This window comes from Modestobacter muralis, from assembly GCF_010682105.1.
In the GTDB taxonomy this organism is placed as follows: Bacteria; Actinomycetota; Actinomycetes; order Mycobacteriales; family Geodermatophilaceae; genus Modestobacter; species Modestobacter muralis.
The window spans coordinates 573,635-597,604 of the sequence record NZ_JAAGWH010000013.1 but is presented as its reverse complement, the minus strand read 5'-3'; the positions used below and the strand labels follow the sequence as shown (position 1 = coordinate 597,604).

Annotated in this window: 19 protein-coding genes; 9 read left to right on the top strand and 10 right to left on the bottom strand. The window is 75.9% G+C overall.

The annotated features are described in order from the left end of the window. Positions 1 to 5 precede the first annotated feature (5 nt). Positions 6 to 164, bottom strand: coding sequence for a hypothetical protein (locus GCU67_RS06970; RefSeq protein ID WP_163610302.1), 159 nt, complete (start codon positions 162 to 164; stop codon positions 6 to 8). Positions 165 to 269: 105 nt separating this feature from the next. Between GCU67_RS06970 and GCU67_RS06965 the strand changes: the two genes are divergently transcribed. Beyond that, positions 270 to 1,094, top strand: a complete 825-nt coding sequence (locus tag GCU67_RS06965) for a dienelactone hydrolase family protein (RefSeq protein WP_163610301.1) — start codon at positions 270 to 272, stop codon at positions 1,092 to 1,094. 30 nt (positions 1,095 to 1,124) lie between these two features. On the opposite strand, the gene GCU67_RS06960 is transcribed toward GCU67_RS06965, so the two are convergent. Next, positions 1,125 to 8,105 (bottom strand): DUF7507 domain-containing protein, encoded by a 6,981-nt coding sequence (locus tag GCU67_RS06960; RefSeq protein WP_163610300.1) that lies wholly within the window; start codon positions 8,103 to 8,105, stop codon positions 1,125 to 1,127. A 192-nt stretch (positions 8,106 to 8,297) separates the two neighbouring features. On the opposite strand from GCU67_RS06960, the gene GCU67_RS22300 reads away from it, so the two are divergent. Continuing rightward, positions 8,298 to 8,432 (top strand): hypothetical protein, encoded by a 135-nt coding sequence (locus GCU67_RS22300; RefSeq protein ID WP_276508397.1) that lies wholly within the window; start codon positions 8,298 to 8,300, stop codon positions 8,430 to 8,432. Between the two features lie 3 nt (positions 8,433 to 8,435). On the opposite strand, the gene GCU67_RS06955 is transcribed toward GCU67_RS22300, so the two are convergent. Further along, positions 8,436 to 8,924, bottom strand: a complete 489-nt coding sequence (locus tag GCU67_RS06955; RefSeq protein ID WP_163610299.1) for a DnaJ family domain-containing protein — start codon at positions 8,922 to 8,924, stop codon at positions 8,436 to 8,438. Positions 8,925 to 9,019: 95 nt separating this feature from the next. Here GCU67_RS06955 and GCU67_RS06950 point away from each other — a divergent pair, with 95 nt between their 5' ends. After that, entirely contained in the window at positions 9,020 to 9,499 is a 480-nt protein-coding gene (locus GCU67_RS06950; protein WP_338104831.1) for an NUDIX domain-containing protein, read from the top strand. A gap of 29 nt (positions 9,500 to 9,528) precedes the next feature. After that, positions 9,529 to 9,924: an STAS domain-containing protein gene (locus tag GCU67_RS06945; protein WP_163610297.1), complete on the top strand. Its 396-nt coding sequence runs from the start codon at positions 9,529 to 9,531 to the stop codon at positions 9,922 to 9,924. Between the two features lie 58 nt (positions 9,925 to 9,982). Here the strand turns inward: GCU67_RS06945 and GCU67_RS06940 are convergent, their stop codons facing one another. The 3 genes from GCU67_RS06940 to GCU67_RS06930 form a co-directional block, all read right to left on the bottom strand. Beyond that, positions 9,983 to 10,834 (bottom strand): NAD(P)H-binding protein, encoded by an 852-nt coding sequence (locus GCU67_RS06940; RefSeq protein WP_163610296.1) that lies wholly within the window; start codon positions 10,832 to 10,834, stop codon positions 9,983 to 9,985. A gap of 59 nt (positions 10,835 to 10,893) precedes the next feature. Continuing rightward, complete coding sequence (locus tag GCU67_RS06935) at positions 10,894 to 11,919, bottom strand: anti-sigma factor RsbA family regulatory protein (protein ID WP_163610295.1); 1,026 nt, start codon at positions 11,917 to 11,919, stop codon at positions 10,894 to 10,896. A 143-nt stretch (positions 11,920 to 12,062) separates the two neighbouring features. After that, positions 12,063 to 13,283 (bottom strand): DUF6986 family protein, encoded by a 1,221-nt coding sequence (locus tag GCU67_RS06930; RefSeq protein WP_163610294.1) that lies wholly within the window; start codon positions 13,281 to 13,283, stop codon positions 12,063 to 12,065. A 52-nt stretch (positions 13,284 to 13,335) separates the two neighbouring features. Here GCU67_RS06930 and uraD point away from each other — a divergent pair, with 52 nt between their 5' ends. The 3 genes from uraD (at position 13,336) to pucL (ending at position 15,172) form a co-directional block, all read left to right on the top strand. After that, positions 13,336 to 13,851, top strand: a complete 516-nt coding sequence (gene uraD / locus GCU67_RS06925) for a 2-oxo-4-hydroxy-4-carboxy-5-ureidoimidazoline decarboxylase (RefSeq protein ID WP_338104830.1) — start codon at positions 13,336 to 13,338, stop codon at positions 13,849 to 13,851. Between the two features lie 2 nt (positions 13,852 to 13,853). Continuing rightward, the gene (gene uraH / locus GCU67_RS06920; RefSeq protein ID WP_338104829.1) at positions 13,854 to 14,165 is read left to right on the top strand and encodes a hydroxyisourate hydrolase; all 312 of its coding nucleotides are present in this window, start codon (positions 13,854 to 13,856) and stop codon (positions 14,163 to 14,165) included. Between the two features lie 89 nt (positions 14,166 to 14,254). Further along, complete coding sequence (pucL, locus tag GCU67_RS06915; protein ID WP_163610292.1) at positions 14,255 to 15,172, top strand: factor-independent urate hydroxylase; 918 nt, start codon at positions 14,255 to 14,257, stop codon at positions 15,170 to 15,172. Between the two features lie 31 nt (positions 15,173 to 15,203). Here pucL and GCU67_RS06910 read toward each other — a convergent pair whose 3' ends face one another. Then, positions 15,204 to 18,638 carry a DUF6923 family protein gene (locus GCU67_RS06910; protein ID WP_163610291.1) on the bottom strand — a complete coding sequence of 1,145 codons (3,435 nt, stop codon included), beginning with the start codon at positions 18,636 to 18,638 and terminating at the stop codon, positions 15,204 to 15,206. A 335-nt stretch (positions 18,639 to 18,973) separates the two neighbouring features. On the opposite strand from GCU67_RS06910, the gene GCU67_RS06905 reads away from it, so the two are divergent. Together GCU67_RS06905 and GCU67_RS06900 are read left to right on the top strand one after the other, a co-directional pair. After that, the gene (locus GCU67_RS06905; RefSeq protein ID WP_338104828.1) at positions 18,974 to 19,711 is read left to right on the top strand and encodes a GAF domain-containing protein; all 738 of its coding nucleotides are present in this window, start codon (positions 18,974 to 18,976) and stop codon (positions 19,709 to 19,711) included. A gap of 47 nt (positions 19,712 to 19,758) precedes the next feature. After that, a complete protein-coding gene (locus GCU67_RS06900; protein WP_163610290.1) occupies positions 19,759 to 20,259 on the top strand; it encodes a phosphoribosyltransferase family protein in 501 nt (166 codons plus the stop codon). Between the two features lie 76 nt (positions 20,260 to 20,335). On the opposite strand, the gene GCU67_RS06895 is transcribed toward GCU67_RS06900, so the two are convergent. From GCU67_RS06895 to msrA, 3 genes are all read right to left on the bottom strand, one after another. After that, positions 20,336 to 21,919 carry a methyl-accepting chemotaxis protein gene (locus tag GCU67_RS06895; RefSeq protein ID WP_163610289.1) on the bottom strand — a complete coding sequence of 528 codons (1,584 nt, stop codon included), beginning with the start codon at positions 21,917 to 21,919 and terminating at the stop codon, positions 20,336 to 20,338. Positions 21,920 to 22,010: 91 nt separating this feature from the next. After that, positions 22,011 to 23,144 carry a methyltransferase gene (locus tag GCU67_RS06890; protein WP_163610288.1) on the bottom strand — a complete coding sequence of 378 codons (1,134 nt, stop codon included), beginning with the start codon at positions 23,142 to 23,144 and terminating at the stop codon, positions 22,011 to 22,013. 158 nt (positions 23,145 to 23,302) lie between these two features. Further along, positions 23,303 to 23,956 carry a peptide-methionine (S)-S-oxide reductase MsrA gene (gene msrA / locus GCU67_RS06885; protein WP_163610287.1) on the bottom strand — a complete coding sequence of 218 codons (654 nt, stop codon included), beginning with the start codon at positions 23,954 to 23,956 and terminating at the stop codon, positions 23,303 to 23,305. Positions 23,957 to 23,970 lie beyond the last annotated feature (14 nt).

Here is a 23,970-nt window from a genome sequence, read left to right as displayed (position 1 = left end):
GCGCCTCAGCCCTCGTCGAGCTGGAGCGACCCCGTGGCGACGTCACCGGCCCGCTGGTAGGCGATGAGGAATGCCCCGGTCGAGCTCACCGCCGAGGAGGTCAGCCGCCAGGTGCGGGGGACGGTGCCGTCGGCGAACAGCCGCCGCCCGCTGACCAGGGACACCGGGACGACGGCCTCTCCCCCTCAGACCGTCTCCCCCCGCGGGACTCCTCGGCGATCGTGCAGGGGGGTCTCGACCGCGAGCACCCGGTGGGCCACCATCAGGCGATGACAGCGTCGTCATCCCCCGCCCTGGCCGGCTGGTCCGAAGAGTCCTTCACCAACGCCGGCCTCACCCACACGATCCACTCGCGGGGCTCCGGCCCCGGGGTGGTGCTGCTGCCGGAGATCCCCGGCATCACGCCGGAGGTGCTGGGCCTGGCCGACCACCTGGTCGGCGCCGGCTTCACCGTCGACGTCATCAGCCTCCTCGGCGAGCCCGGGCGCCCCCTCTCCCCCGGCTACGCCGCCCGCAGCATCGCCACGGCCTGCATCAGCCGCGAGTTCCGTGCCTTCGCCAAGGGCGCGGACCGGCCGGTCGCCGAGTACGTGCGGGCCGCCGCGCGCCGGCTGCACGACCGGGTGGGCGGTCCGGGCGTCGGGGTGATCGGCATGTGCTTCAGCGGCGGGTTCGCGCTCGCCTCCGCCGTCGAGCCCGCCGTCCTGGCGCCGGTGGCCAGCCAGCCGGGTGTGCCGTTCCCCGTCACCGCCGGCCACCGCCGGGACATCGGGATGTCCCCGCGGGAGGCCGACGCGATCAGCGAGCGGGTGCGCAGCGAGGGGCTGTGCCTGATGGGCCTGCGGTTCAGCGAGGACGCCGCCTCGCCCCGGGACCGCTTCCGCGCGCTGCGGGCGACCTTCGGCGACGGCTGGCTGCCGGTGCAGCTGAACTCCCGGCCCGGCAACGATGCCGGCATCGGGGCCAACGAGCACCGGGTGCTGACCAGCACGGACGTCGAGACGCCCGGGCACCCGACACACGAGGCGCGCGAGCAGGTGGTCGCCTTCCTGCGGGAGCGCCTGGCCGCCGTCCCGGCCGGGCCGAGGCGCTGAGCAGCCCGGTCCGGGCCGGCCGGCGGGTGGTCACCAGCGGCGGCTGACCACCCGTCGGCGGGCCAGCACCAGCAGCAGTGCGCCGAGCAGCACCGACAGCACACCCAGCACGAACTGGGCGCCGGTGTCCGTGCCGGTCGCCGCCAGCGCCTGCGTCGCGGTCGGGGGCGTGCCGGGGGTCGCGGTGGGCACCGGAGCCGGGGACGTCTCGGCGGGGACATCGACAGGCGCGGCGGACGGCGGCTGCGAGCCGCTCGGCACGCCCCCGCCGGCTGCGCCGCCGTCCTCCTCGTCGGTGGCACCGCCGTCCGGGGCACCGCCGCCGGTACCCGGATCATCGGTGACCGGCCCGTCGGTGACGGGCCCACCCGTGATCGGACCACCGGCCGACGCGGCCACCGGCATGCTCACCGTCGACACGGTGGAGGCGGTCGCGGTGCCGGAGCCCGTCGGCGGGGTGCCGGCCGCCCGCGCCTCGCTGACCAGCTCGCCGGCGCCGACGTCGGTGGCGTCGACCCGGTGCGGCTGGGCGGTGCGGCAGTCCATCGACTCGGTCGGGCCGAGCGCCGGCTGCGGGCAGGCGACCGTGCCGAAGAACGGGTCGCTGATCGCGATCCCGGTCAGGGTCACGTTGCCGGTGTTGGTCACCCGGTAGACGAGGTCCACGAGGTCGTCGCGCCGCGGCGCCGTGTCGCGGGCCGTGGTGTTCTCCATCCGCTGGGCCAGGGTCAGCCCCGGGCGGGCGGCGGCCGTCGCGACCACGCCGTCGGCCGGGCTCGAGACCACCCGGGACGCCGCGGCCGCGACCCGGGCCGCCGGGGCCGCCTCGGCGGCAGCCGGCGACGCCGCCGCCGGGTCGACGGTGAGGCCCTCGGCGTGGGCCTGGGTCCGCACGGCCGCGGCCAGCACGTCGACCTCGGCGACCAGGTGCGGCACCACGCCCTGACAGCTCACCTGCTGCCCCGGTGCGAGCGCCGTGGACGGGCAGACGACCGGGCCGTCGACGTGGTCGACCACGGCCGGCGCCAGGACGGCCACCCCGCCGGTGTTGGTCACGGTGTACCGCCAGTGGACGGTGTCGCCCCACTCCGCGGCACTCTGCCGCTGCGTCGGGGTCACGACGCCGTCCACCGCGATCGCCAGCGCCGGTGCCGCCACCGGCGTGCCCACCGCGTAGGCCAGCGCGGGCAGGCTGACCACGGGACTGCCGGTGCGGGGGTCGTCGCCCAGCGCCACGGCGGTGTTGGTGCGCTCGCCGGCCAGGGCGTCGGCGTCGGTCACCCGGTAGGCGTCGGCCACGCAGTCGACCTGCTGCCCGGGTCCGACCGAGGTCTGCGGGCACTGCACGTGCACCAGCGGGTCGTCGACGTACAGGTCCGCGACGGTGACGTCACCGGTGTTGCGCACCGCGACGGTCCAGGAGATCGGCTCGCCGGCGTCCAGCGCGCCGTTGCCGTCGTCGGTCCAGTCCGCCGTCTTCACCGCGGTCAGCGCCGGGGTCGACGTGCGGAGCGGCAGCGGTGCCGCGGCCGGGCCGAAGGCGAGCGGGTCCAGGTCGCCGTCGGCCAGCCCGGTCACCTCGGCGGTGAGGCCGACCGGCAGGCCGGCGTCGAAGTCCGGCTGCGTCACCTCGTGGCTGCTGCCACCGGTGCAGGTGGTCTCCGCACCCGGCGCCAGCGACGGCGCCGCGCAGGTCGCGGTGCCGCCCGCGGAGTCGACCAGGGCGAGGGCGGTCATCGTGGCGTTGCCGACGTTGCGGACGACGTAGCGGTAGTCCACCCGGTCGCCGACGGCCAGCGGGGCCGGGGCCGAGGGCAGCGGGGTGGCGGTCACCTGCAGGGCACGCAGCAGTGGGGCGAGGAACAGCGCCTGCGTGACGTGGGTGGAGGAGACGGCCGTGCGGCTCACGAGGGCCGGCGCGGACGCGGTCCCCCCGGTGACCAGCTTCCCGGCGCGGACGTCGGCCTCGGTCACCGTGTGCACGCCGTCCCCGCGGCAGACCGTCGACGCCCCGGGTGCCAGGGCGCCGGCCGGGCAGGTCACCGGCTCCCCGTCGTCGCTGGTCACCGACGGCGTGTCGACCGTGGTGTTGCCGGCGTTGGTGACCGTGAACAGCCGGCGGACCCCGTCACCGACGTCCGGGGTGGGGCTGCCGGCCACCGCCTGGCCCACCGTCAGCAGCAGCGCCAGCCGCTCGGTGCCGGAGACGGTGACGGAGTCCAGTCCCTCGACCGCGGTCAGGGCGCGCGGCTCGACGCCGGCCACCCGGAGGTCGGCCTGGACCGGGCCGGCGACGTCGGTGGTCGTGAGGGTGTGCCGCGGGGCGGTGCAGCGCATCTGCTCGCCGGGGCCGAGGGCCGGCACGGGGCAGGTGAGCACGTCGCCGCGCGTGCTGGTCACGGTGATGCCGGTGACGGTCACGTCGCCGGGGTTGGTCACCAGCGCCCACCAGTCGACGGTCTCGTCGGCGTCGAGCACGTCGTCGGCGTCGGCGTCGGCCCAGTCGGCGACGCCGAGCACCGCCAGCCCGGGGGCCGCCGCGGCGACGGCGACCGGCGCGGACGCCGGGCCGAAGGTCAGCTCGGTGCTGGCGCCCGTCGGGACGCCGGAGACCTGGGCGAGGTCGGCGATCGGCCGGCCCGCGTCGAACTCGACCTGGGAGACCCGGTGCGAGCCACCGCCGGAGCAGGTGGTGGTCTCGCCTGGGGCGAGCACGTCCTGCCCGCAGCGCGCCGGCCCGACCAGCTCGTCGGCGACCTGGACCAGCCGCATCGTCACGTTGCCGTCGTTGGCGACCGTGTACTCGTAGTCGATCGTGTCGCCGGCGCGCACCGGCAGGGTCGCGGTGAGCGCCCGGGCGGTGATCTGCAGCGACCGCACCGCCCCGGCCACCCGGACGACGGTCTGGCCCTGCGGTGAGCGCACCTGGTCGCCGCCGACGACCGGGGACCCGGTCGCCGTGGCGCGCCCGGTGACCCCGCCGGCCAGCACGTCGGCCTCGGTGACCGCACGCGGGGTGTCGGAGGTGCACACGGTCGTGCGGCCGGGCTGCAGCACGGTGAGCGCACACGTCGCGGGTCCGGCGTCCGGGTCGTCGACGGCCACGCCGGTCAGCTCGACGTTGCCGGTGTTGGTCACCGTGTACCGCCAGGTCACCTGGTCACCGAGGGCGGCGGCGTCCTGGTGGGCGGGGGGCGTCACGACCCCGCCCAGCGTCATCTGCAGGGCCGGCGCGAGGACGGCGGGGAACGCGGTGGCGGACGGGGCGCTCTGCACCACGGCGCCGGTGCGCGCCTCGGTGCCGGTCGCCGTCGCGGTCGCGGAGCGCTGGCCGCCGTCGACGTCGCCCTGGGTCAGCGGGGTGGTGGCGGTGGCGCAGCTGGTCCAGGCGCCCGGGGCCAGCTCGGTGTCCGCGCAGGTGAACGCGGGGACCCGGGGCGCCGACACGGTCAGCCCGCGCACGGTGAGGTCACCGCTGTTGGTGACGACGGCGGTCCAGGTGGCGGTCTCCCCGACGTCGAGGGCGTCGTCGGCGTCGGCGTCGTCCCAGTTCGCGACCAGGGTGAGGCCGACCCCCGGGGCGCCGGCGGCCATCGGCAGCGAGGTGGTGGCCGGACCGAAGACGAGGTCGGTGGTGGAGTCGGGGGCCCGGCCGAAGGCGGTGGCGCTGCTGGTGACCGGCGTGCCGGCGTCCACGTCGGCCTGGGTGACCCGGTAGGTGCTGCCGGCGGTGCACGTCATCTGCTCGCCCGGCGCCAGCGAGTCGTGCGGGCAGGCCACGGCCCCCGGGACCAGCGTCTCGTCCACCCGGATGCCGCTCATCCGCACGTTGCCGTCGTTGCGCACGACGTAGCCGAGGTCGACGGCGTCGCCCACCCGGGCACCGCCCTGGTCGACCGCCGGCGCGACCGTCGCCTGCGCCGTGACCGTCAGCGTGCGCGCCGCCGGCAGGACGTCGACCTGCACGGCACCGACGTCGTTGCCCGGCTGCGGGTCGGTCGCGTCGGAGCCGGCCGCCGCGGCCCGGTTCTCCACGTCGTCGGGGGACTCCGCGGTGCCGGTGACGTCCAGAACCGCGGAGCCGCCGACGGCGAGGTAGGGCACGCGCCACACACCGGTCGCGTCGCCGTAGCTGCCGGCCGACGGGCTGGCCCCGGTCACCACGACGCCGGGCTGCGGCTGCTCGCGGACGACGACGTCGCGGGCGTCGGAGGGGCCGGCGTTCCTGACCGTGACCTGGAACCGCACGGTGCCGGTCTGCACGACGCTCGGCGTGCTCGTGGTCTTGACCACCTGCAGGTCGGCCCGACGCACGACGGAGAGGGTGGCGCTGCCGGTGTCGTTGTCGGGCGCCGGGTCGGGCGAGGTGGAGGTGACGGTGCGGCTGCGGGTGAACGTGCTCCCCGTGTAGGTGGCGGGGACGAGGCCGTCGGACGCGACGGTCCAGACGGCGCCGGTGGCGAGCTGGTCCAGCCAGCAGACGACGACGCCGCCGTCGACGGCCCGGCCGTCCGCCGTCGTCGCGCCCTGGTAGCCGCAGCCGCCGGCGCTCGGGACGACGGTCGGCACCGGCGCACCGGCGAGGGTGGCCAGCCGCAGCTGGACGCCGGAGGCCCGGGTGGGGCCGTTGTTGGTGACCGTGGCGAGGCCGTGGACGAGCGAGCCGGCGACCAGGACGGGCGCCGGGTTGCCGGGGTCGGCCGGGTCGCTGAGCGCCAGGGTGACGCCGAGGTCGGCCGACAGCCGGATCGTGGCGCTCACCGTGGCCGACTGGTCGGCGCCGTCGACGTCGGGCACGGCGGAGACGACCGTGGCGCTGGCCAGCAGCGTGCCCTCGGGGGCGTCGGCGCCGACCCGGGCGGTGCCGGTGATGACGACGGTGCCACCGCTGCCGCCGACGAGCGGGATGCTGCAGTTGCCCGGGACGCACCCGGCGGTGTTCGTGGACAGGATGACCACACCCGGGGGCAGCGTGGAGCGCACGGAGACGTTGGTGGCGTCCGACGGGCCGTCGTTGCGGACGGTGACGGTGAAGCCGAGGGTCTCCCCGGGCAGCAGGTCGGTGTCGTCCAGCGTCAGCGTCACCGAGAGGTCGGCCTCCTGCCCGCCGGCCCCGCGCACGGAGGCGGTCAGGTCGTCGGCGTCGCGGTCGGGGGTGGTCGCGGCCACCGAGACCGCGTTGTCGACCGAGCCGTCGCCGCCGGGGGCGAGCCGGGCGGTGACGACCACCGGCAGCGAGGTGCCCGGCGCCAGGTCGGGCAGCGCGCAGGTCACCGTGTTCGAGGCGCCGTCCAGGCTGCACATGCCCCCGGCCACCGTCGCGGACTGGAAGGCCGAGGTGGCCCGGAGCGGGTCGACGAGCCGGACGCCGCGGGCCGTGGACGGCCCGTCGTTGGTCACGACGGCCGTGTAGCGGACCAGGCCGCCGGCCACCCCGGTCGCCGGGTCGCTGGTGAGCGTCACCGAGACGTCGGCGAGCGCGGTGACCGCACCGCTGACCGTGGCGGTGTTGTCAGTGGGGCCCGCGTCGTGGGCGTCGCCCCGGACGCTGGACAGCACCGTGTACTGCACACCGGGGGTGGCGTCGGCGGGCACGGTGCCGGTGACGGTCACCGAGCGCGCGGCGCCGGAGGCCAGCGCCGGACCGGTGCAGGTGACGGTCGTGCCACTGACCGTGCAGCTGCCGCCGCCGACCGGGGTGGCGGTGACGCCGGTGAGCGCGGCCGGGATCGTGGTGGTCAGCACCGGCGCCGGCTCGGTGCCCGGGCCGCGGTCGGTCAGGGTCGCCGTCCAGCTGGCCGTGCGCCCGGCCACCAGCGGAGTGGTGTCCTGGGTGAGCGTGGCGCGCAGGTCGGCGGCGACGCCGACGGGGGTGGCCACCTCGTTGGAGGTCGAGGTGGGCGTGGTGACGGTGAGCTCGTCGCGGTAGGCGACCCGGGCGTCGTTGCGCAGGGTCTGCCCGGACAGCACCGGCAGCACCCGCGCCTGGTAGCTGAAGCTGCGGGCGTCACCGGCGCCGACGACCCCGCCGGCGGTGCTGGTGGCGGCGGTGCCCACCCGGACCCGGACGGTGCCCGTACCCGTGCCGGCGGGGGCCACGAACTCGCCCTGGTCGTCGCCGGCGGCGTCGGTCCGGGTCGTGGTGGCCGTGCCGGTGACCGCCACGATGGAGCCCGGCACGAACTCCACGCCGGCCGGCAGGTCGTCGGTCATCACGACCTCGCGCGCCGGGTTGCCGCCGTTGTTGGCGGTGGTGACCGTGTAGGTGAGCACGTCACCGACCTGCGCGGTGGTGCGCCCGGCGGGCAGGGAGACGGTGGTGGTCGTGACCAGACACGGCTGGGTGCCGAAGGAGATGCTGTCCAGGAAGTTGCCGACGCTGGCGTTCGCCCCGGCGGAGCTCACGGCCTGGAAGCCGAACCGGGTCGTGGTCTGCCCCAGGGGGACGGTGTAGGTGCCCGAGTGGGTGCCCCAGGCGGTGTTCGGGTCGCTGAGCAGCGCCTGCCGGGTGGCCGTCGAGGCCCGCGTGCCCGGCGCGGCGATGTTGACGGCCATCACGTCGGTACCGGCCCGGCCACGGTGCTGCAGCTCCCAGCGCAGCGTCTGGCCCGGGGTCGTGGCGACGTCCTGGTAGAGCGTGGCGGCCTGGGTGGCGTTGATCTCTGCGAACTGCGAACCGGACCCGGCGGGCACGCCCTGGTACGGCGCGCGCCACAGCTCGATCAGGCCGTCCGTGGCGGTGGTCATCCAGCCGGGCACCTGCGACTGGTCGAGCTGCCGGTCGGAGTTGGCGGGGATGACCGGCTGCTCGAAGCCGCCGTTCTGCAGTGCGACCGCCGACGGGCAGGAGACCGGCGTCTGCGCGGCAGTGGCCACCGGGGTGCTGCGCAGCGCGGGGAACACCCCGGTCAGCCCACCGGTCATCAGCGCGCCCGCGACAGCGACGGCGGTCAGGCGACCGCCCAGGCCCCACCGACGCCCGCTCTCGACGCCTGCAGCGCTCTTCGCCACCGCTTCCTCCACTCCGACACCAGCAGTCACATCCGCAACTCGCAGCGCAACTGTGGAGGCGTGGACGCGCCCTGCGGCGCCGCCCGCGGTCGTGTCGCGGACATCGACGGGTGACCGTCCGGGGTGATCGACAAGGCGACCGGCGGGCACGTCCGAGTGGCCCGGGCGGCACGGGCTGGGCAGGCTGGGGCGATGAGCGCACCGGAGCCCGACCACGACCAGGTCAACCTGCACCCCGGGCAGTACGACGAGGGTGGCGAGGGCGGCATGGCCACCCGCGAGCTGGCCGCCCGCCAGCAGCAGGAGGACGACGACGCCGAGGACTGAGCCTCAGCCCGCCCGGCGCCGCCACCAGCCGCGACGGCGGGACGGCGCGGGCGGCGCGGGCACCTCGGCCGGTGGCTCGGGCACGGCGGGGTGCCCCTCCCGCCAGCGGGCCAGCTCCTCGTCGACGTCGGCCATGCCCACGGCGATCCACACCCCCTCGACCGGCCGGCGGTAGTACAGGTCGACGCGGGCGTTGTGCGCCTCCACCACCGCCCGCGCCCGCTCCTCGGTCGGCTGGGCGGCCACCAGCTCGGGGAGGTCCTCGCGCTCCTTGCGCAGCACCAGCCCCGAGGGCAGCATCGCCGCGACGTCGGCCTCTTCGCGCCGGGCCCACTCCAGGGCCCACTCGTAGCTGCTCTTCTCCCTGTCCCGGCGGGGCAGCGGCTTGCCCGCGCCCGCCAGGTCCTCGAAGGCGCCTCGTTCCCGGGCCTGGGCGATCTGCTGCTCCACCCAGGACTCGAACGACATGCCCTCGGGCTTACGCTCGGTCATCGTCCTCCTCCCGGTCTGCCAGGCTAGGTCGCGTGCGGACGACGAGCAGCCGAGAGGTCTACCGGAACCCCTGGATACGGGTGCGGGAGGACGCCGTGGAACACCCCGACGGCTCCGCCGGAATCTACGGCGTGGTCGAGAAGCCGGACGCCACGCTGGTGATCGCCGCCGAGCGGGGCGGCTTCTGGCTGGTCGAGCAGTTCCGCCACCCGCTGGGCCGCCGGTCCTGGGAGTTCGTGCAGGGCACCTGGCCGGCCGGTGGCAGCGGGACGGCGGAGGAGCTGGCCCGCGCCGAGCTCGCCGAGGAGACCGGGCTGCGCGCCGGGCAGATTCGGCTGCTGGGCCGGATCGACATCGCACCGGGCCTGACCGACCAGCAGACCGATGTCTGGCTGGCCGGTGACCTGACCCCCGGCCCGACCGCGCGGGAGGTCACCGAGGCCGACATGCGGCAGCAGTTCGTCCCCGAGGCCGAGCTGCGGGCGATGGTCGGCGACGGCCGGTTCACCGACGCCCCGTCGCTGGCCGCGCTCTCGCTGCTGCTGCTGGACCGCGCCACGGCGACGGAGGAGTGAACCAGGGCACTCCCGGGCAAGGACGGGGCATGGACGATGTTGAGGACACCGTCGAGGTCACCGTCACCGAGCACGGCGCGGAGACCGCCGAGATCCGCGTCGTCGGTGAGCTCACCGAGGGTGCCCGCCGGCCGCTGGTACGGGCGATGACCGACCTGATGCTCAGCGCCCCGGCGCTGAAGAAGGTCCAGTTGGACACCTGCGGGGTGACCTTCATGAACTCCGCCGGCATCGCCTCGCTGGTGCAGCTGCACAAGATGGTCCAGCCGCGCGGGATCGAGCTGCCGCTGGTCGTGCACTCCACCACGGTCGCGCGGCCGCTGCAGCTGTCCGGCCTCTGGCACCGGTTCACCGTGGTCGACCGCCGCGACGACGGCGCCGACGTCGTCCACGAGTCCACCCACCGGCGCACCGAGCACAGTTGAAGGACCCCGTCCTCCTCATGCCTCGCCCGCTCGGCACGAGTCTCTGGACGGGGCCGAGTCAGGACGTCAGGCCCAGGACGGCCGGGTCCAGGTCGGCGAGGTGCTCGGCGTAGCTGCGGGGCGGGCGGCCGAGCAGACCCGCCAGCACCCGGGGGCTGCCCACGAGCCCGTGCGCACGGTGGTGGTCGTACATGGCGCGCCGGCAGCGGCCCACGTAGGACGTCGGCACCTCGCCACCCGGGACGACGTCGTCGGCGACCACGTCCTCCCCCAGCCGCTCACCGATCAGCTCGGCCATCCGCGGGGCGGTCAGCGCCTCCGGCCCGGCGGCCTCGAACGTGCCGCCGTCCAGGCCGTCCTCGAGCAGGAGCACGGCGGCGGCCTCGGCGACGTCGCGCAGGTCGACCAGCGACTGCCCGGTGCGCAGGCCCCAGTGGCTGCGGAACACCCCGCTGACCCGGGCCGACTCCAGCTGGCCGTCGTGGTCGTCGGCGTAGGCGCACGGCTGGAGGACCCGCCAGGACCGCAGGCCGCTGCCGGCCAGGGCCTCCTCGGCCCGGTCCTTGCCGGCATGATGGGGCATGACGCGCAGCTGCGGGCGCAGCACCGAGTGGTAGACGACGCGGGGGACGCCCGCCCGGCGGGCCTCGGCGAACAGCGCCGGCGCGCCCTCTGCCTCGTCGGGATCGAAGGTGGGCCAGACCAGGTACAGCGCGTCGGCGCCGGCGAGCACCGACGACCACGACATCGGCGCGGTCAGCTCGGCGACGACCACCTCGGCACCGAGGGCGGCGAGCTCCGGGCGCGGGCCACGGCGGGACACCACCGCCCGCACCGCCTCGCCCCGGCGGCGCAGCTCCCGGACGGCGGCCGTGCCGGTGGGCCCGCCGGCCGCGGTGACCACGATCACCGGGTCACGGTAGCCGCCGGGCGGCCGTACCGCGGTGCGCCATGACGGACCGGGGCGGGTCAGCGCAGGGAGGTGCTCAGCCGCACGGTCAGGCCGGTGGGGGCCGCGACCAGGTCGACGTGGTCCCACAGCTTGCGGGCCAGCCACAGGCCCATGCCGCCACGGGACAGGTCGGCGCCGTGGGCGGGCTGGAAGCCGACCAGCTCGTCGGCGACCCCGGTGCCCCGGTCGGTGATCGTGCAGACGACCCGGTCGGCGGAAGCCCAGACGCGGGCCGAGACCGGCGGGACGCCGTGCCGGAAGGCGTTGGCGGCGATCTCGCTGGCCGCCAGCTGCAGGTCGTGGCACTGCTCGCGGTCGGGCACGTGGGTGTCCAGTGCCGCGGTCAGCTGGTGCCGGAAGTGCGGGAGGGACTGCGCACCGTCGACGGCGAAGGCCGGCGCACGCTCCTCCATCGGCTCACGCGGGATCGGCAGCGACCGGACGTAGGTGTCCGGGCGCCGGTAGCCGCGGCTGGTGAAGACGTTGCCCCCGGCCAGCAGGTGGGGGTGGGTGGCGAGGGCGCTGTTCATCGCGGTGGGCGGCAGTACCCGCCGGTCGTACACGCACAGCCGGTCGACCGCGGTGTCGGCGAAGAGCAGGTTGAGCACGGCCTCGAAGCGCTGGGTCTCGTGCCAGTCGCGCGGGGCGGAGCCGAACGAGGGCATCCCGAGGACGCGCACCCGGCCCGACGTGCACTCTTCCGCACGCTCGACCAGCCGGCGGAGCGCACCGACGGCGTCCGGCGGGCGGGAGCCGTGCAGGGCGATGCCCGGGTCGCTGACCAGCCCAGCGCCGTCGGCGCCGAGGACGTCGCGCAGCTGGTCGGTGGTCTCCGGGTCGCAGGCCAGCACGGTGAGGTCACCGGCGTCCAGGCCGGCCAGGAGCCACGGCACGGCGACGTCGAGGAGCTCGGCCGAGGACCCGATCAGGGCGGCGGTGTGGCCGGGTGCGCGCTCCGCGGTCAGCGCACCGGCGTCGGCGACGGCGCTGTCGGCCCGGGCGCGCTGCAACCAGCGCGGGGGATGACCTCCGAGCACGCTCACGACACCTCGCCTCACGCCGACTCCTCGCAGGGACGGGTGACGTGTTCGGTCACCCACCACTGATCTCGGCAGCCCGGGGTCCTGCCCTGACCCCCTCGTCCGGGTGATCGCTGCGCCCGGCGCCGGCGGACCGGTGTGCGGGGTCAGCGGGAAGAGCGTGTCGTCCCCCGTCGCCCGGCCAGCGCGTCGAGCACCGTGCGGTCCAGGCCGGTCGCCGCCTCGACCTCGGCGACGTCCAGGGCGCCGCAGTCCAGCCCGCGCAGGACGACGGTGGCCAGCGCCCGCGCGGTCGCCGGCTCGTCGAGCACGCCGCCCTCGACCCGGCTGACGTAGGCCGACAGCCGCGCGGCGGCGGCCGGGAGTGCGGCCCGGAAGAAGGCGTAGGTGGCCACGTAGCGGGTGACCAGCTGCGCGGGGTGCAGGTCCCAGCCCTGGTAGAAGCCGCGTTCCAGCGCGCGGCGCACCAGCCCGGCGTGCAGCCGCCAGGCCGCGTGCACCTCGGCGGTGCCGCCGAGGGGCAGCACGTTGGTGGAGCCGTCGACCGCCCGCGCCCCGGTGCCGGCCACCGCGACCTGCATCGCCTGCTTGGCGACGTCGGCCGCGGGGTGGTCGGAGGACTGGTGGGCCGCGGCGATGCCCAGGGCGGCGCTGTAGTCGTAGGTCCCGTAGTGCAGCCCCGTGACCCGGCCCGCGCCGGCGTGCAGCATCCGGGCGAGCGTCGTCGTCCCGTCGGCCCCCAGCACCGCCTGCGGGGTCTCGACCTGCAGCTCCAGGTCCAGCCCCAGGCCGGTGGCGGCCTCGAGGGCGTCCAGCACGGGGAGGAACGCGGCGACCTGCTCGACCGCGGTGACCTTGGGCAGGGTCACCACGGCGCGCTCGCGCCCGGCCGCGGCCAGCCCGGTGAGGAACAGGTCGAGGCTGCGCACACCGCGGTGCCGGGTCGGGCCCTCCAGCGACTTGGCGCGCACCCCCAGCGACAGCGGCAGCACCGGCTCGGCGGCCAGCACCCCGGCCGCGGCGGTGACGTCGCCGTCCTCGGCGTCCGGGCTGCCCCGGTAGCCGTCCTCGGCGTCGACACGCAGGTCCTCCACCGGCTCGGTGGCCAGCTTCGCCCGCACCCGCGGCAGCACGTCGGCGACCAGGTCGGCGTCCAGGCCGAGGTCGGGCAGCCCGTGCTCGTCGAGGGCGGCCAGCGCCGCGGCCCCCCAGCGCCCGGTCAGCCCGGGGACGACCGCGTCGGCCGGGACGTAGCAGGTGTGGACCGGCTGCCGGGACGACGACTCCCCCGGGTAGGCCGCCAGCCGGGCGGCGTCGACGGGGGCGAGCCGTCGGTCGAGCTCGGTGAGGACGTGCTCGGGGACCACCGGACCTCCTCGGGTGCTCGTGCGGGGCGACTGAGCTGGCATCCTGCCCCACGTGACCCGACCCGGTGGCGACGATGCGCTGGCCCGTTTCAACGACGCACCCCAGGCGGAGGCCGCCGAGCAGGCGTTCGGCTGGCTGGGCGCCCCGGCGTTCGCCATGGTGCTGACCGCGGGCCGGCCCTACGCCTCGGTCGGCGCGCTGGTCACCCGGGCTGCCGAGCTCACGCGGGCGCTGTCCTGGGGCCACGTCTCGGCGGCGCTGGACGCGCACCCGCGGATCGGCGACCGGGTCGAGGGGTCGTCGGCCTCGGCGGAGGCCTCCCGGCGCGAGCAGAGCGGCATGGCCGACGCCGACGACGAGGTGCGCACCGCGATCGCCGAGGGCAACCGGGCCTACGAGGAGCGCTTCGGGCACGTCTTCCTGATCCGGGCGGCCGGGCGCCCGCCCGCGGAGATCCGCCGTGAGCTGGAGCGCCGGCTGGGCAACACCCCCGAGGCCGAGCGGGCCGAGGTGCAGGCGCAGTTGGTGGAGATCACCGCACTGCGGGTGCGCGAGGCCATGCGGTGAGCGTGTCCACGCACGTCCTGGACTCCGTGACCGGCCGGCCCGCCGCCGGTCTCGCCGTCGCCCTGCACGCCGCCGAGGGACTGGTGGCCGAGGGGACGACGGACGCCGACGGGCGCTGCCGGCTCGTCGAGGGCCCGACCGGCGCCGGCCCGCACCGGCTGGTGTTCGGCACCGGCGCGTGGGCCGCGGCGCGGGGCGAGGAGACGTTCTGGCCGGAGGTCGTGCTGACCTTCGCCGTCCGCGAGCCGGCCGAGCACCACCACGTCCCGCTGCTGCTCTCCCCCTTCGCCTACTCCACCTACCGCGGCTCGTGAGCGGAGTGGATGCGTCGGCGTGAGCGCGACGCGTCCACTCCGGTTCCACGGGAAACACGACGGCAACGCCGAGAGGGCAGGGTGCACCCATGGCGATCGTGCTCGGACCCAACCAGTACGGGAAGGCGGAGGTCCGCGTCGTCGCGGTCGACCGCTCCACCCCACGGCACTCCCTGGTCGACCTCAACGTGAGCTCGGCGCTGCGGGGTGACTTCGCCGCCGCGCACACCGCCGGCGACAACGCCCACGTGCTGACCACCGACGCGCAGAAGAACACCGTCTTCGCGTTCGCCCGCGACGGCATCGGCTCGCCGGAGGAGTTCGGCATCCGGCTGGCCGACCACTTCACCGGCTCGCAGCCCTGGGTCACCGGCGCCCGGGTGTCGATCGAGTCCTACGGCTGGGACCGGATCGCCGTCGGCGGGCAGCCGCACGACCACGCCTTCCGCCGTCCCGGGGGCGAGGTCCGCACCGCGGTGGTCACGGTGGCCGGCTCCGGGACCGATGCGACCGTGCACGTGCTGGCCGGGCTCACCGACCTCGTCGTCCTCAAGACCACCGGGTCGGAGTTCTGGGGCTTCCCCCGCGACCGCTACACGACCCTGCCGGAGACGACCGACCGGATCCTGGCCACCGCGGTCACCGCCCGCTGGCGGTACACCGGCACCGACGTCGACTGGAACGGCACGTACGACGCCGTCCGGACGACGCTGCTGGAGACCTTCGCCGGCACCCACTCCCTCGCCCTGCAGCAGACGCTGTTCACGATGGGCGAGGCAGCGCTCAGCCGGCACCCCGACGTCGCCGAGATCCGGTTCTCGATGCCGAACAAGCACCACTTCCTGCAGGACCTGTCGGCGTTCGGGCTGGACAACGACCTCGACGGGCCCGGTGCGGTCGTCTACCACGCCGACGACCGGCCCTACGGGCTGATCGAGGGCACCGTGCTGCGCGACGAGGTGCCGGCCGCGCCGGTGGCCTGGGAGGGCACGCCCGGCTTCTGCTGACCGGGCGACGCCGACCGTCAGGTGCCGACCGTCAGGTGCCGACCGGCTGGCCGCCGACCCGACCGGCGGACCGCCTCTGGACGGCGTTCCCGGCTGCGTGCCGACCCCCACCGCTGGTGCGCCGCCGGGGACTGGTCCTCCCGGCCGCGTGCCGCCCCCGCGGGGACCGGTCGCGGCCGGCCGCCGGACCGGCCGGGTGCATGCGCGGAGCCCGGCCGGCGACCAACAGGACCAGGCCGAGGGCGACCGACGCCAGTCCCTGCCCGGCCAGCACCTGCAGGTCGTCACCGGTCCAGGCCAGCTCGGGTGGCCCGGCGGTCACGGGAGCCGACATCGGCTGGTCCGCGTGGTCCGGGGCGGGCGCTGTCGTGTCCGGCGGGGTCGGGGCGGCCGGGGTCGGTGCGGGCGATGCCGGGGCGGGCGGGCTCGGGGTGGGTGAGGTCGCCACGGGCGATGCCGAGGTGATCGGAGTCGAGGTGGTCGGAGTCGGGGTGGGGGCCGGCGGGAGCGGCGCGTCGGCGGGGGGCGCCGGCGCGGTGACGGTGGCCGTCCAGTGGCCGTCGGCGGTCTGGCCGTAGGCGTCGGTCATCCGGTAGGTGATCACCGTCGTGCCGCCGTACCCGGGCACCGGCCGGAACACGGCCGACCCGGTCACGGAATCGAGTTCGACCGTCCCCCGGCCGGCGAGCACCACCGTCGTCGCAGGGTCCCCGTCGACGTCCACCAACGCCCGGGCGCCGCCCGCCGGGGCCTCGGGCAGCAGGACGGTGTGGACCGAGGTCCCGACTCCCGTCGACGTCCGCGGCTCGGTGACCGGTGGAGCGGGCGCCAGCACCGTCGGGGTCCAGGTCGCGTCGACCCACTGCCCGTACGCATCCGTCACGCGGTAGGTGAGCGGTGACGCGGCGCCGTGGAACCCCAGCTCCGGGTCGAACACCGCCGAGCCGGCGAGCGCGTCCCAGCGGTAGGTGCCCTGACCCGGCAGGGTCACGGACGTCGCCGGCCGACCCTCCCCGTCGAGGACGGTGACGACACCACCCTCGGGGACCGCCGGTGACGTGGTCTGCTGCTGGGTGGTGCCGACTCCGGTGGTGGCCTCGGCGGCGGGGGCCGGGGGCTCCGGCGGGAGCACCTCCGGCCGGTAGGACCCGTCGGCCCAGGAGCCGTAGGCGTCCGTCGACCGGTACGCGACGCGGCCCACGGCCGCGAAGCCCAGCACCGGGGAGAAGGAGATCGTCCCGGTGCCCGGGTCCAGGACGTAGCGGCCCTCGCCGAGCACGTCCACCACGGCGGCCGGGGTCCCCGCGCCGTCCAGCAGCGTCCGCGACCCACCGGCCGGTGCCGCGGGGAGGACGACCTGCTGCAGCGTCGTGCCGACGTCGCGGGAGGTGAGCACGGCGCCGGCCGGCGGCCCGGCCGGCCGGGTGACGACCGGGGTGTCGGCCCCGGTGGCCGACTGGCCGTAGGCGTCGGTGAGCCGGTAGCGGACCGGGGTGGCCGGCCCCTGGAAGCCGAGCACGGGCGTGAAGGTGACCGTGCCGGAGGACGCGTCGTGGTCGTACGTGCCCTGCCCGGGGCGGACGACCCGCGACACCGGGGCGTCGTCGTCGTCGAGCAGGGTCCGGGAGCCACCGTCCGGGGCCGGCGGCAGGACCACCTGCTGGGGGGCCGTGCCGGTGCCGACCGAAGCCAGGTCCGGGGCCGACGGACCGGGCGGGGCGGTCACCGTCGCCTCGTACGTGCCGTCGCTGGACCGGCCGTAGGCGTCGGTCACCCGGTAGGCGACCGCAGTGGTGCCGAGGTGGCCGGTCGCCGGGGCGAAGGAGACCGTCCCGGCGACCGGGTCGGTCGTCCAGCTCCCCCGCCCGGGGAGGACCAGGCCGGCGACCGGGTCACCGTCGTCGTCCAGCAGGGTCACCGACCCGCCCGGCGGGGGCGCGGGCAAGGTGACCCGCTGGGTCGCCGTCCCGGTCCCGCTCGAGGTCAGCGCCGGCGCCGCGGGAGGTGCCGGGGGCTGCACGGTCGCGGTGTACCCGCCGACGCCGGTGGCGCCCGAGCCGTCGGTGACGCGGAACCTCGCCGTCGCCGCAGTGCCCGACCAGCCGTACGCGGGGGTGAACGTCAGCGCGTCGACGTCCACGGCGTAGCGCCCGCCCGGGACGTCGAGGGTCGGGACCGGGGTGTTGCCGTCGAGCAGCTCGACCGCGCCGCCGGCCGGGACGCCGGGGAGGACGCTCTGCTCCTGAGTGCCGACGCCGGTCGAGGCGAGCGCCTGGTCGGGGGTGACGACCAGGAGCGCGCTGTCGACGGAGGGGTCCTGCTCGTTGCCGAGCACGTCGACCGGCGCGGCCACGGACACCGCTCCGGCGGCGGGTGACGAGGCGGTGAACGTGTAGTCGTCCGAGCCGCCGTCGACCAGCGGGCCCACCACGCAGGTGACCGTCCCCGCGGGGACGCTGCACCCGGCAGGCAGCTGGACGGCGGTCACCCCGGTGGGCACCGCGACGGTGAAGGTGGAGCCCGACGAGGGGCCGGGACCGGCGTTGCGGACCGTCACCGTCCAGGAGACCGGGCTGGACGGAGGAACCGGAGCCGGTGCGGGGACCGTCAGCACCAGGTCGGCCGGCTGCGCGGCCAGCGTGCTGGCGCCGTCGTTGCTCTCGCCGGGGGCGGCCTGGACCCGGGACACCGCGGTGAGCGTCGGGGAGGCCGACGCCGGACCGCCGATCCGGACCTGGGTGATGACGCCGCTGCCGTTGCTCAGCAGCGCGATGTTCCCGTTGCCGTACCGCCAGGCCGCCCCGTAGTCGCCGGTGTCGTCGGCGGGGAGGACGGACCCGGCGGCGATCCGCGTGACCGCCCCGGTCGCGACGTCCAGCCGGACGATGCTCCGGACGCCGCCGTCGACCTCCCCGCCCCAGAGGTACCCGGCGTTCCAGGTGTAGTCGAACAGCTTCACGCCGGTGGAGGGCGCGACCGACCCGGTCACCCTCCGGCTGGCGACGTCGATGCGGTACAGCCGCCCGGCGGCCTTGTTGTCCTTGACGACGAGCGTGTCGGCGTACGTCCCCTCCCCGAAGGCACCGCTCAGGTAGGCGTCGGTCCCGGGCGTGGCCGGCAGCCCGTCGACCGGGCCGAGCAGGGTCACCTCGCCGCCGGACCCGACGCGCACGAGCTGGTCGCTGCTCGGGCCGGAGCGCACGATCCCGTAGAGGTACCCGTCGGCCGCCCGGTGCCCGACCGCGTTGTACTCGTAGGGCGACTCCCCGCCGACGTCGGACACGGTGACCCCGCCCGCGCCGGAGTCGGCGTACCGGTCCTGGGCGAGCACCCGCAGCGTCGAACCGTTGTCGCCGGGCCTGACCTGGCTCATGAAGAACGTCGGGACGGGCGAGGTCACCGGTGCCGCAGCCACGGTCGGCGCCACGGCGGCAACCGAGGTCAGCAGCACGGTCAGCAGACCCACGGCTGCGGACGAGCGGCCTGCGCGCGACGGACGGGGTGACACGTGACCTCCTCGAGTGGTGTCCCACCTCCTTGATCGGCCCCCGGTGCGGCTGCTTGAGCAGGTGACGGGTCGTCGTGGGGCCGCGCCTCGGGGGTGGACGGGACCTGCCCTCGACGACGGCGGGGTGCCGGCCGCGCCAGGGCCCGGCGGGGGACGCCCGGGTCCTGCTGGTCGAGCGAGGTGTCGGGAGCAGACCGACGGGGGTAGGACCTCCCCGGCGCGGCACGTCGAGGCGGCGGGGAGGTCCAGCAGACGGCCGTGCCCCGCCCGGGCTGCCGCCCGCAGGAGGAGACGTGGACCTCGCCCAGGAGTTCGCCGCCCAGGTGACCGCCGCCGAGCAGGACCTGCCCGGGCCCGAGCTGCTGCCCGACCGGCTGGCGCGCGCCTGCGCCGCCGTCCTCCCCGTCGACGGCGTGGGGCTGAGCGCCTACTTCTCCGCTGACCGGCGGCTGCCACTGGGGGCCAGCGACCCGGTCGCGGCCGTCGCCGAGCGGCTGCAGTTCACCGTCGGCGAGGGCCCCTGCCTGAGCGCGCACGCGACCGGCATGCCGGTGCTCGCCGACGAGGCGCAGCTGCGGGACCGTTGGCCCGCCTTCCACGACGCCCTCGTCACCCGGACGCCGGTGCGGGGGATCGTCTCGCTGCCGCTGCACGGCGGGCTGGAGGACGTCGGCGCCCTCGACCTCTACCTGCTGGCGCCCGGCGACGTCCGGGTGCTCGGGCTGGCCGACTCGCTGACCGTCACCGCCGCGCTGTCCGAGGCCTTCGCCGTGGCGATGGCCGCCGAGCCGCACACCGAGGACGGGCCGTCCTGGCTGGACTCCCCCGGCGCCGGCCGCCGGGCGCGGGTCTGGCAGGCGGTCGGGGTCGTCAACGTCGCGCTGGAGCTGCCCAGCGCCGACGCGCTGGCGGTGCTGCGGGCCTACGCCTACGGACACGACGAGGAGCTGGACGACGTCGCCGTGGCCGTGCTGGAGCGGCGGCTGACCATCGACGAGCTGGCCATGACGACCGGCACCGGCGCCGCCTGAGCACGGCCGTCTGGTCACACCCAGCACCGGGCTGCGACGATCACCGGGTGAGCGCACCGGAGCCTGCCCGCGAGACCCTGACCTACGAGGACTTCGGGCGGGCCGCCCGTGAGCTGGCCCAGCAGGTCGCCGACGACGGCTTCGAGCCCGACATCATCCTGTCGATCGCCCGCGGCGGGCTGTTCCTCGGCGGCGCGCTGGGCTACGCGCTCGACGTGAAGAACCTCTTCGTGATGAACGTGGAGTTCTACACCGGCGTCGACCAGCGGCTCGACCTGCCGGTGGTGCTGCCGCCGACCCTCGACGTGGTCGACCTGACCGGGGCGAAGGTGCTCATCGCCGACGACGTCGCCGACACCGGCAAGACGCTGGAGCTGGTCAAGGAGTTCTGCGCCGGCCACGTCACCGACGTCCGCACCGCCGTCGTCTACGAGAAGCCCCGGTCGCTCGTGCGGTGCGACTACGCCTGGAAGCGCACCGAGGCCTGGATCGACTTCCCCTGGTCGACCCTGCCCCCGGTCGTCTCCCGCGGCGGCTCCGGCCACTGAATAAGGACCCCCTCGCCCCCCACCCCTCGTGCCTCGGGGCGGGCCCCTGCGAGGGGGCCGGCCGGGGAGTCCTCCGTCAGCAGCGGAAGCGGCCGACGGCAGTGCTGAGCTGAGCGGCGAGCCGCGCCGTCTCGTCGATCGCCACCTGGGCGTCGGCCATCGCCCGGGTGGTGGCACCGGTGGCCTCGGCCACCGCGCCCACGCTCCCGGCGATCTGGTCCACCCCGGACGCCGCCTCGGCCACCCCGCGGCTCATCTCCGCAGCCGTCGCCGTCTGCTCCTCGACGGCCGCGGCGATGGTGCCCTGGGCGTCGTTGATCCGCGCGATGACCGACGCGATCTCGGCGATGGCGGCGACGGCGCCCCGGGTGTCGGACTGGATGCTGTCGACCCGGTCGGTGATGTCCTTCGTCGCCTTCGCCGTCTCCTGGGCCAGTTCCTTGACCTCGTTGGCGACCACGGCGAACCCCTTGCCCGCCTCCCCGGCCCGCGCCGCCTCGATCGTGGCGTTGAGGGCGAGCAGGTTCGTCTGCTCGGCGATCGAGGTGATCACGGCGACGACCGTGGCGATCCCGATGGAGGACTCCCCCAGCTTCGCCACCGTCGTGGTGGCCGACTCGGCTGCGCCGACCGCCTGGGCTGCCACCCGGGCGACGTCGCTGGCGTTGTGCGCGATCTCCCGGATCGAGGTGCCCATCTCGTCGGTGCCGGCCGCCACGACCTGCACGTTCCCCGACACCTGCCCAGCCGTCGCAGCGACCAGGCCGGTCTGCTCGGCGGACTCCGCGGCGAGCCGGCCCATGTCCTGCGCGGTCGCCGACAGCTCCTCGGTCGCCGCGGCCAGGGTGGTGGAGCTGTCGCCGATCGTGAGGATGACGGCGCGCATCGAGGCCATGGACGACTCGAGCGCCGTGGCGATCTGGCCGACCTCGTCGGTGCTCGTCAGCCCGGTGGTGCCCCGGAGGTCGCCGTCGGCCAGGCCGGAGACGACGGCGCGGACACGCCGCAGCGGCTGCACCACCGACCGCGTCACCACCCACCCCAGCCCACCGAGGACGAGAGCGCCGAGGACCACCACGACGACGACGGAGACGATCGCCGACTCGCGCTGCGCCCGGCTCTCGGCGGCAGCCGCGGCGGCCTCGGCGCCGACGGCGTCACCGACCGTCGGCAGCGCCTCCTCGAGACCCTCGAAGGCCTCTAGGAACTGCGGGTAGGCGGCGGAGGCCGCACCCGGGTCGGCCCCGGTCAGGATGACGATCTCCTGGGCGGAGGACAGGTAGGACGCCACCTCGTCGGACACCGAGTCCACGGCCGCGCCGACGCCGCTCCCCAGGCCGCCGTCGCGGACCTCGGCCAGCGAGCCCTCCAGCGTGGCGGCGTGCCCCTCGAGGTCGGCGGCCGCGGCGTCGTACCGGCCGCCGCTCCCGGCCAGCATGGCCTGCAGCACGTCCGCCCGGATGGCGTCGTGCATCATGTCCGCCTCCAGCGCGGCGGCGGTCGCGGTCGTGGTGAGCAGCAACCGGTCGGTGCGCTCCCCGCTGTCCTGGAGCGCCGTCACGCCGATCAGACCGGCGACGCCCAGGCCGATCGAGCCGGCGACGACGAGCGTGGACAACTTCAGACCGAGTGGCCGGTCGGCCCACCACGACTGGGACATGACTCTCCTGGGATCTCGGAGAGCAGGGCACCCTCGTGCCCGCACCATCGGCAGGCGCGGGACGGGACGGGACCGGCGGCCACCGCCAGGTTCAGCGGCGGGTCGAGGCCGTGACGGTGAAGGTGGGGTTGCGGGTCACCTGGCGGGTCGGGCCGACGATGCGGGTCAGCGCCTGGCGGTGCGGCAGGTGCGAGTTGAAGACGCACCACATCTCCCCGCCCGGGCGCAGCACCCGCGCCGCCCCCTCGAACAGCCGGTGCGCGACGGTCTCGTCGACCGCGACGCCGGCGTGGAAGGGCGGGTTGCAGACCACCAGGTCCACGGTGCCCTCGGGGATGCTGCTGCCGGCGTCGTCCCGGACGACCGTGACGCGGTCGGTGAGCCCGTTGGCCGCCGCCGTCGCCTGCGCCGAGGCGACCGCGGCCGCCGACTGGTCGACGGCCAGCACCCGCAGGCCCGGCCGGGCGGCGGCCAGCGCCGTGGCCAGCACGCCGGTGCCGCAGCCCAGGTCGAGGGCGGTCGCGGCGTCGGGCACCGCCCCGGCGAGCACCGCCAGCAGCGCCTGGGTGCCCCGGTCGACCTTCGGGCCGGCGAAGGCGGCGCCGTGCGCGCAGACGGTGAGCCCCAGCTCGGTGTGCTCGCGGCAGTGCGGGAACGAGGAGGCGCCGTCGGCCCGCGGGCCGCGGGCGACGAGCACCCGGGACTTCTGCCGCCCCAGTGACGCCCGCACCTCGGTGAAGGACTCGGCCAGGACGTCGTTCATCGCCCGGGTCATGTGCTTGACCCGCCCCCCGACGAACAGGGTCACGTCCGGGTCGGCGTCGGCGGCGACGACCTCGGCGAGCTGGCGCAGCGCGTCCAGGCCCTTGGGCGCCTTGGCCAGCACGGTCGTGGCCCCGCGCACCAGCTCCGGACCCAGCGGCAGCAGCCGGTAGGTGCCCGCCTGGCCGGTGCGCTCGGCGTTGGCGGCCAGCGCCAGCTCGCCGAGCAACAGGTCGGTGGTCACCCGCGGCGAGACGGCGCCGTGCAGCACGACCGCCCCGAGGGTCAGGGCGCCGTGCGAGTCGTCGACGACGGCGACCGCGTCGGGGCCCGCGGCCAGGGAGTCCGCGGCCTCGTCGAGCAGCAGCCGGTCGGTGGCGTCGACGGCGACCAGCTCGGGGGCCTCGACGTCCGGTTCGCGGCGGAGCTGGGCGAACAGGTCGGGCGCGTCGATGGAGGTCACGCAGCCCACTCTGCCGTGTGCGCCGCCCGCCCGGCCGGGCGGGCGAGGGTCAGGGCCCCTCGCAGGGTCCCGCCGCGAGCGTGCGAGTGGGTGGCGAGGGTCAGGCCCCGCAGAGGCCCGCCATGAGGAACGAGTGGTGAGGGCGAGGAGGTCCTTGTTCAGACGCCGGGCAGGCCCACGGGGCAGCTGACGCCGGTGGAGTTCACCGGGCAGTAGCCGTGCGGCACCTTGTGCAGGTACTGCTGGTGGTACGCCTCGGCGTGGAAGAAGTCTCCGAGCGGAGCGATCTCGGTGGTGATGTCGCCGTAGCCGGCGGCGGTCAGCCGCTCCTGGAAGAGACCGCGGCTGGCCTCCGCCGCGGCCGCCTGCTCGGCGCCGGAGGTGTAGACCGCCGAGCGGTACTGGGTGCCGATGTCGTTGCCCTGGCGCATGCCCTGGGTCGGGTCGTGCTCCTCCCAGAACTCCTTGAGCAGGCGCTCGTAGAAGATCACGGCCGGGTCGAACACGACCAGGACGACCTCGGTGTGGCCGGTGCGCGCGGAGCAGACCTCGTCGTACGTCGGGTTCGGCGTGAACCCGCCGGCGTAGCCCGCGGCGGTCGAGTACACGCCCGGGGTCTCCCAGAAGACCTTCTCGACACCCCAGAAGCAGCCGGCGCCGAAGACGGCGGTCTGCATGCCCTCGGGGAACGGCGGCTGGATGCGGTTGCCGTTGACCGCGTGCACCTCGGGGACGCCGGCGAGCGGCTGGGAACGGCCGGTCAGGGCGTCCGCCGCGGTGACCGGCCTGGTCCTGGCACGGGAGAAGAACACGGTCCGATCGTAAT

What these genes read in the sequence shown, in the direction of transcription:
- GCU67_RS06955 (WP_163610299.1), bottom strand. Translation starts at nt 8,924, where the DNA reads ATGACCGAGCGTAAGCCCGAGGGCATGTCGTTCGAGTCCTGGGTGGAG.
- pucL (WP_163610292.1), top strand. Translation starts at nt 14,255, where the DNA reads ATGGCGATCGTGCTCGGACCCAACCAGTACGGGAAGGCGGAGGTCCGC.
- GCU67_RS06945 (WP_163610297.1), top strand. Translation starts at nt 9,529, where the DNA reads ATGGACGATGTTGAGGACACCGTCGAGGTCACCGTCACCGAGCACGGC.
- GCU67_RS22300 (WP_276508397.1), top strand. Translation starts at nt 8,298, where the DNA reads ATGAGCGCACCGGAGCCCGACCACGACCAGGTCAACCTGCACCCCGGG.
- GCU67_RS06895 (WP_163610289.1), bottom strand. Translation starts at nt 21,919, where the DNA reads ATGTCCCAGTCGTGGTGGGCCGACCGGCCACTCGGTCTGAAGTTGTCC.
- GCU67_RS06965 (WP_163610301.1), top strand. Translation starts at nt 270, where the DNA reads ATGACAGCGTCGTCATCCCCCGCCCTGGCCGGCTGGTCCGAAGAGTCC.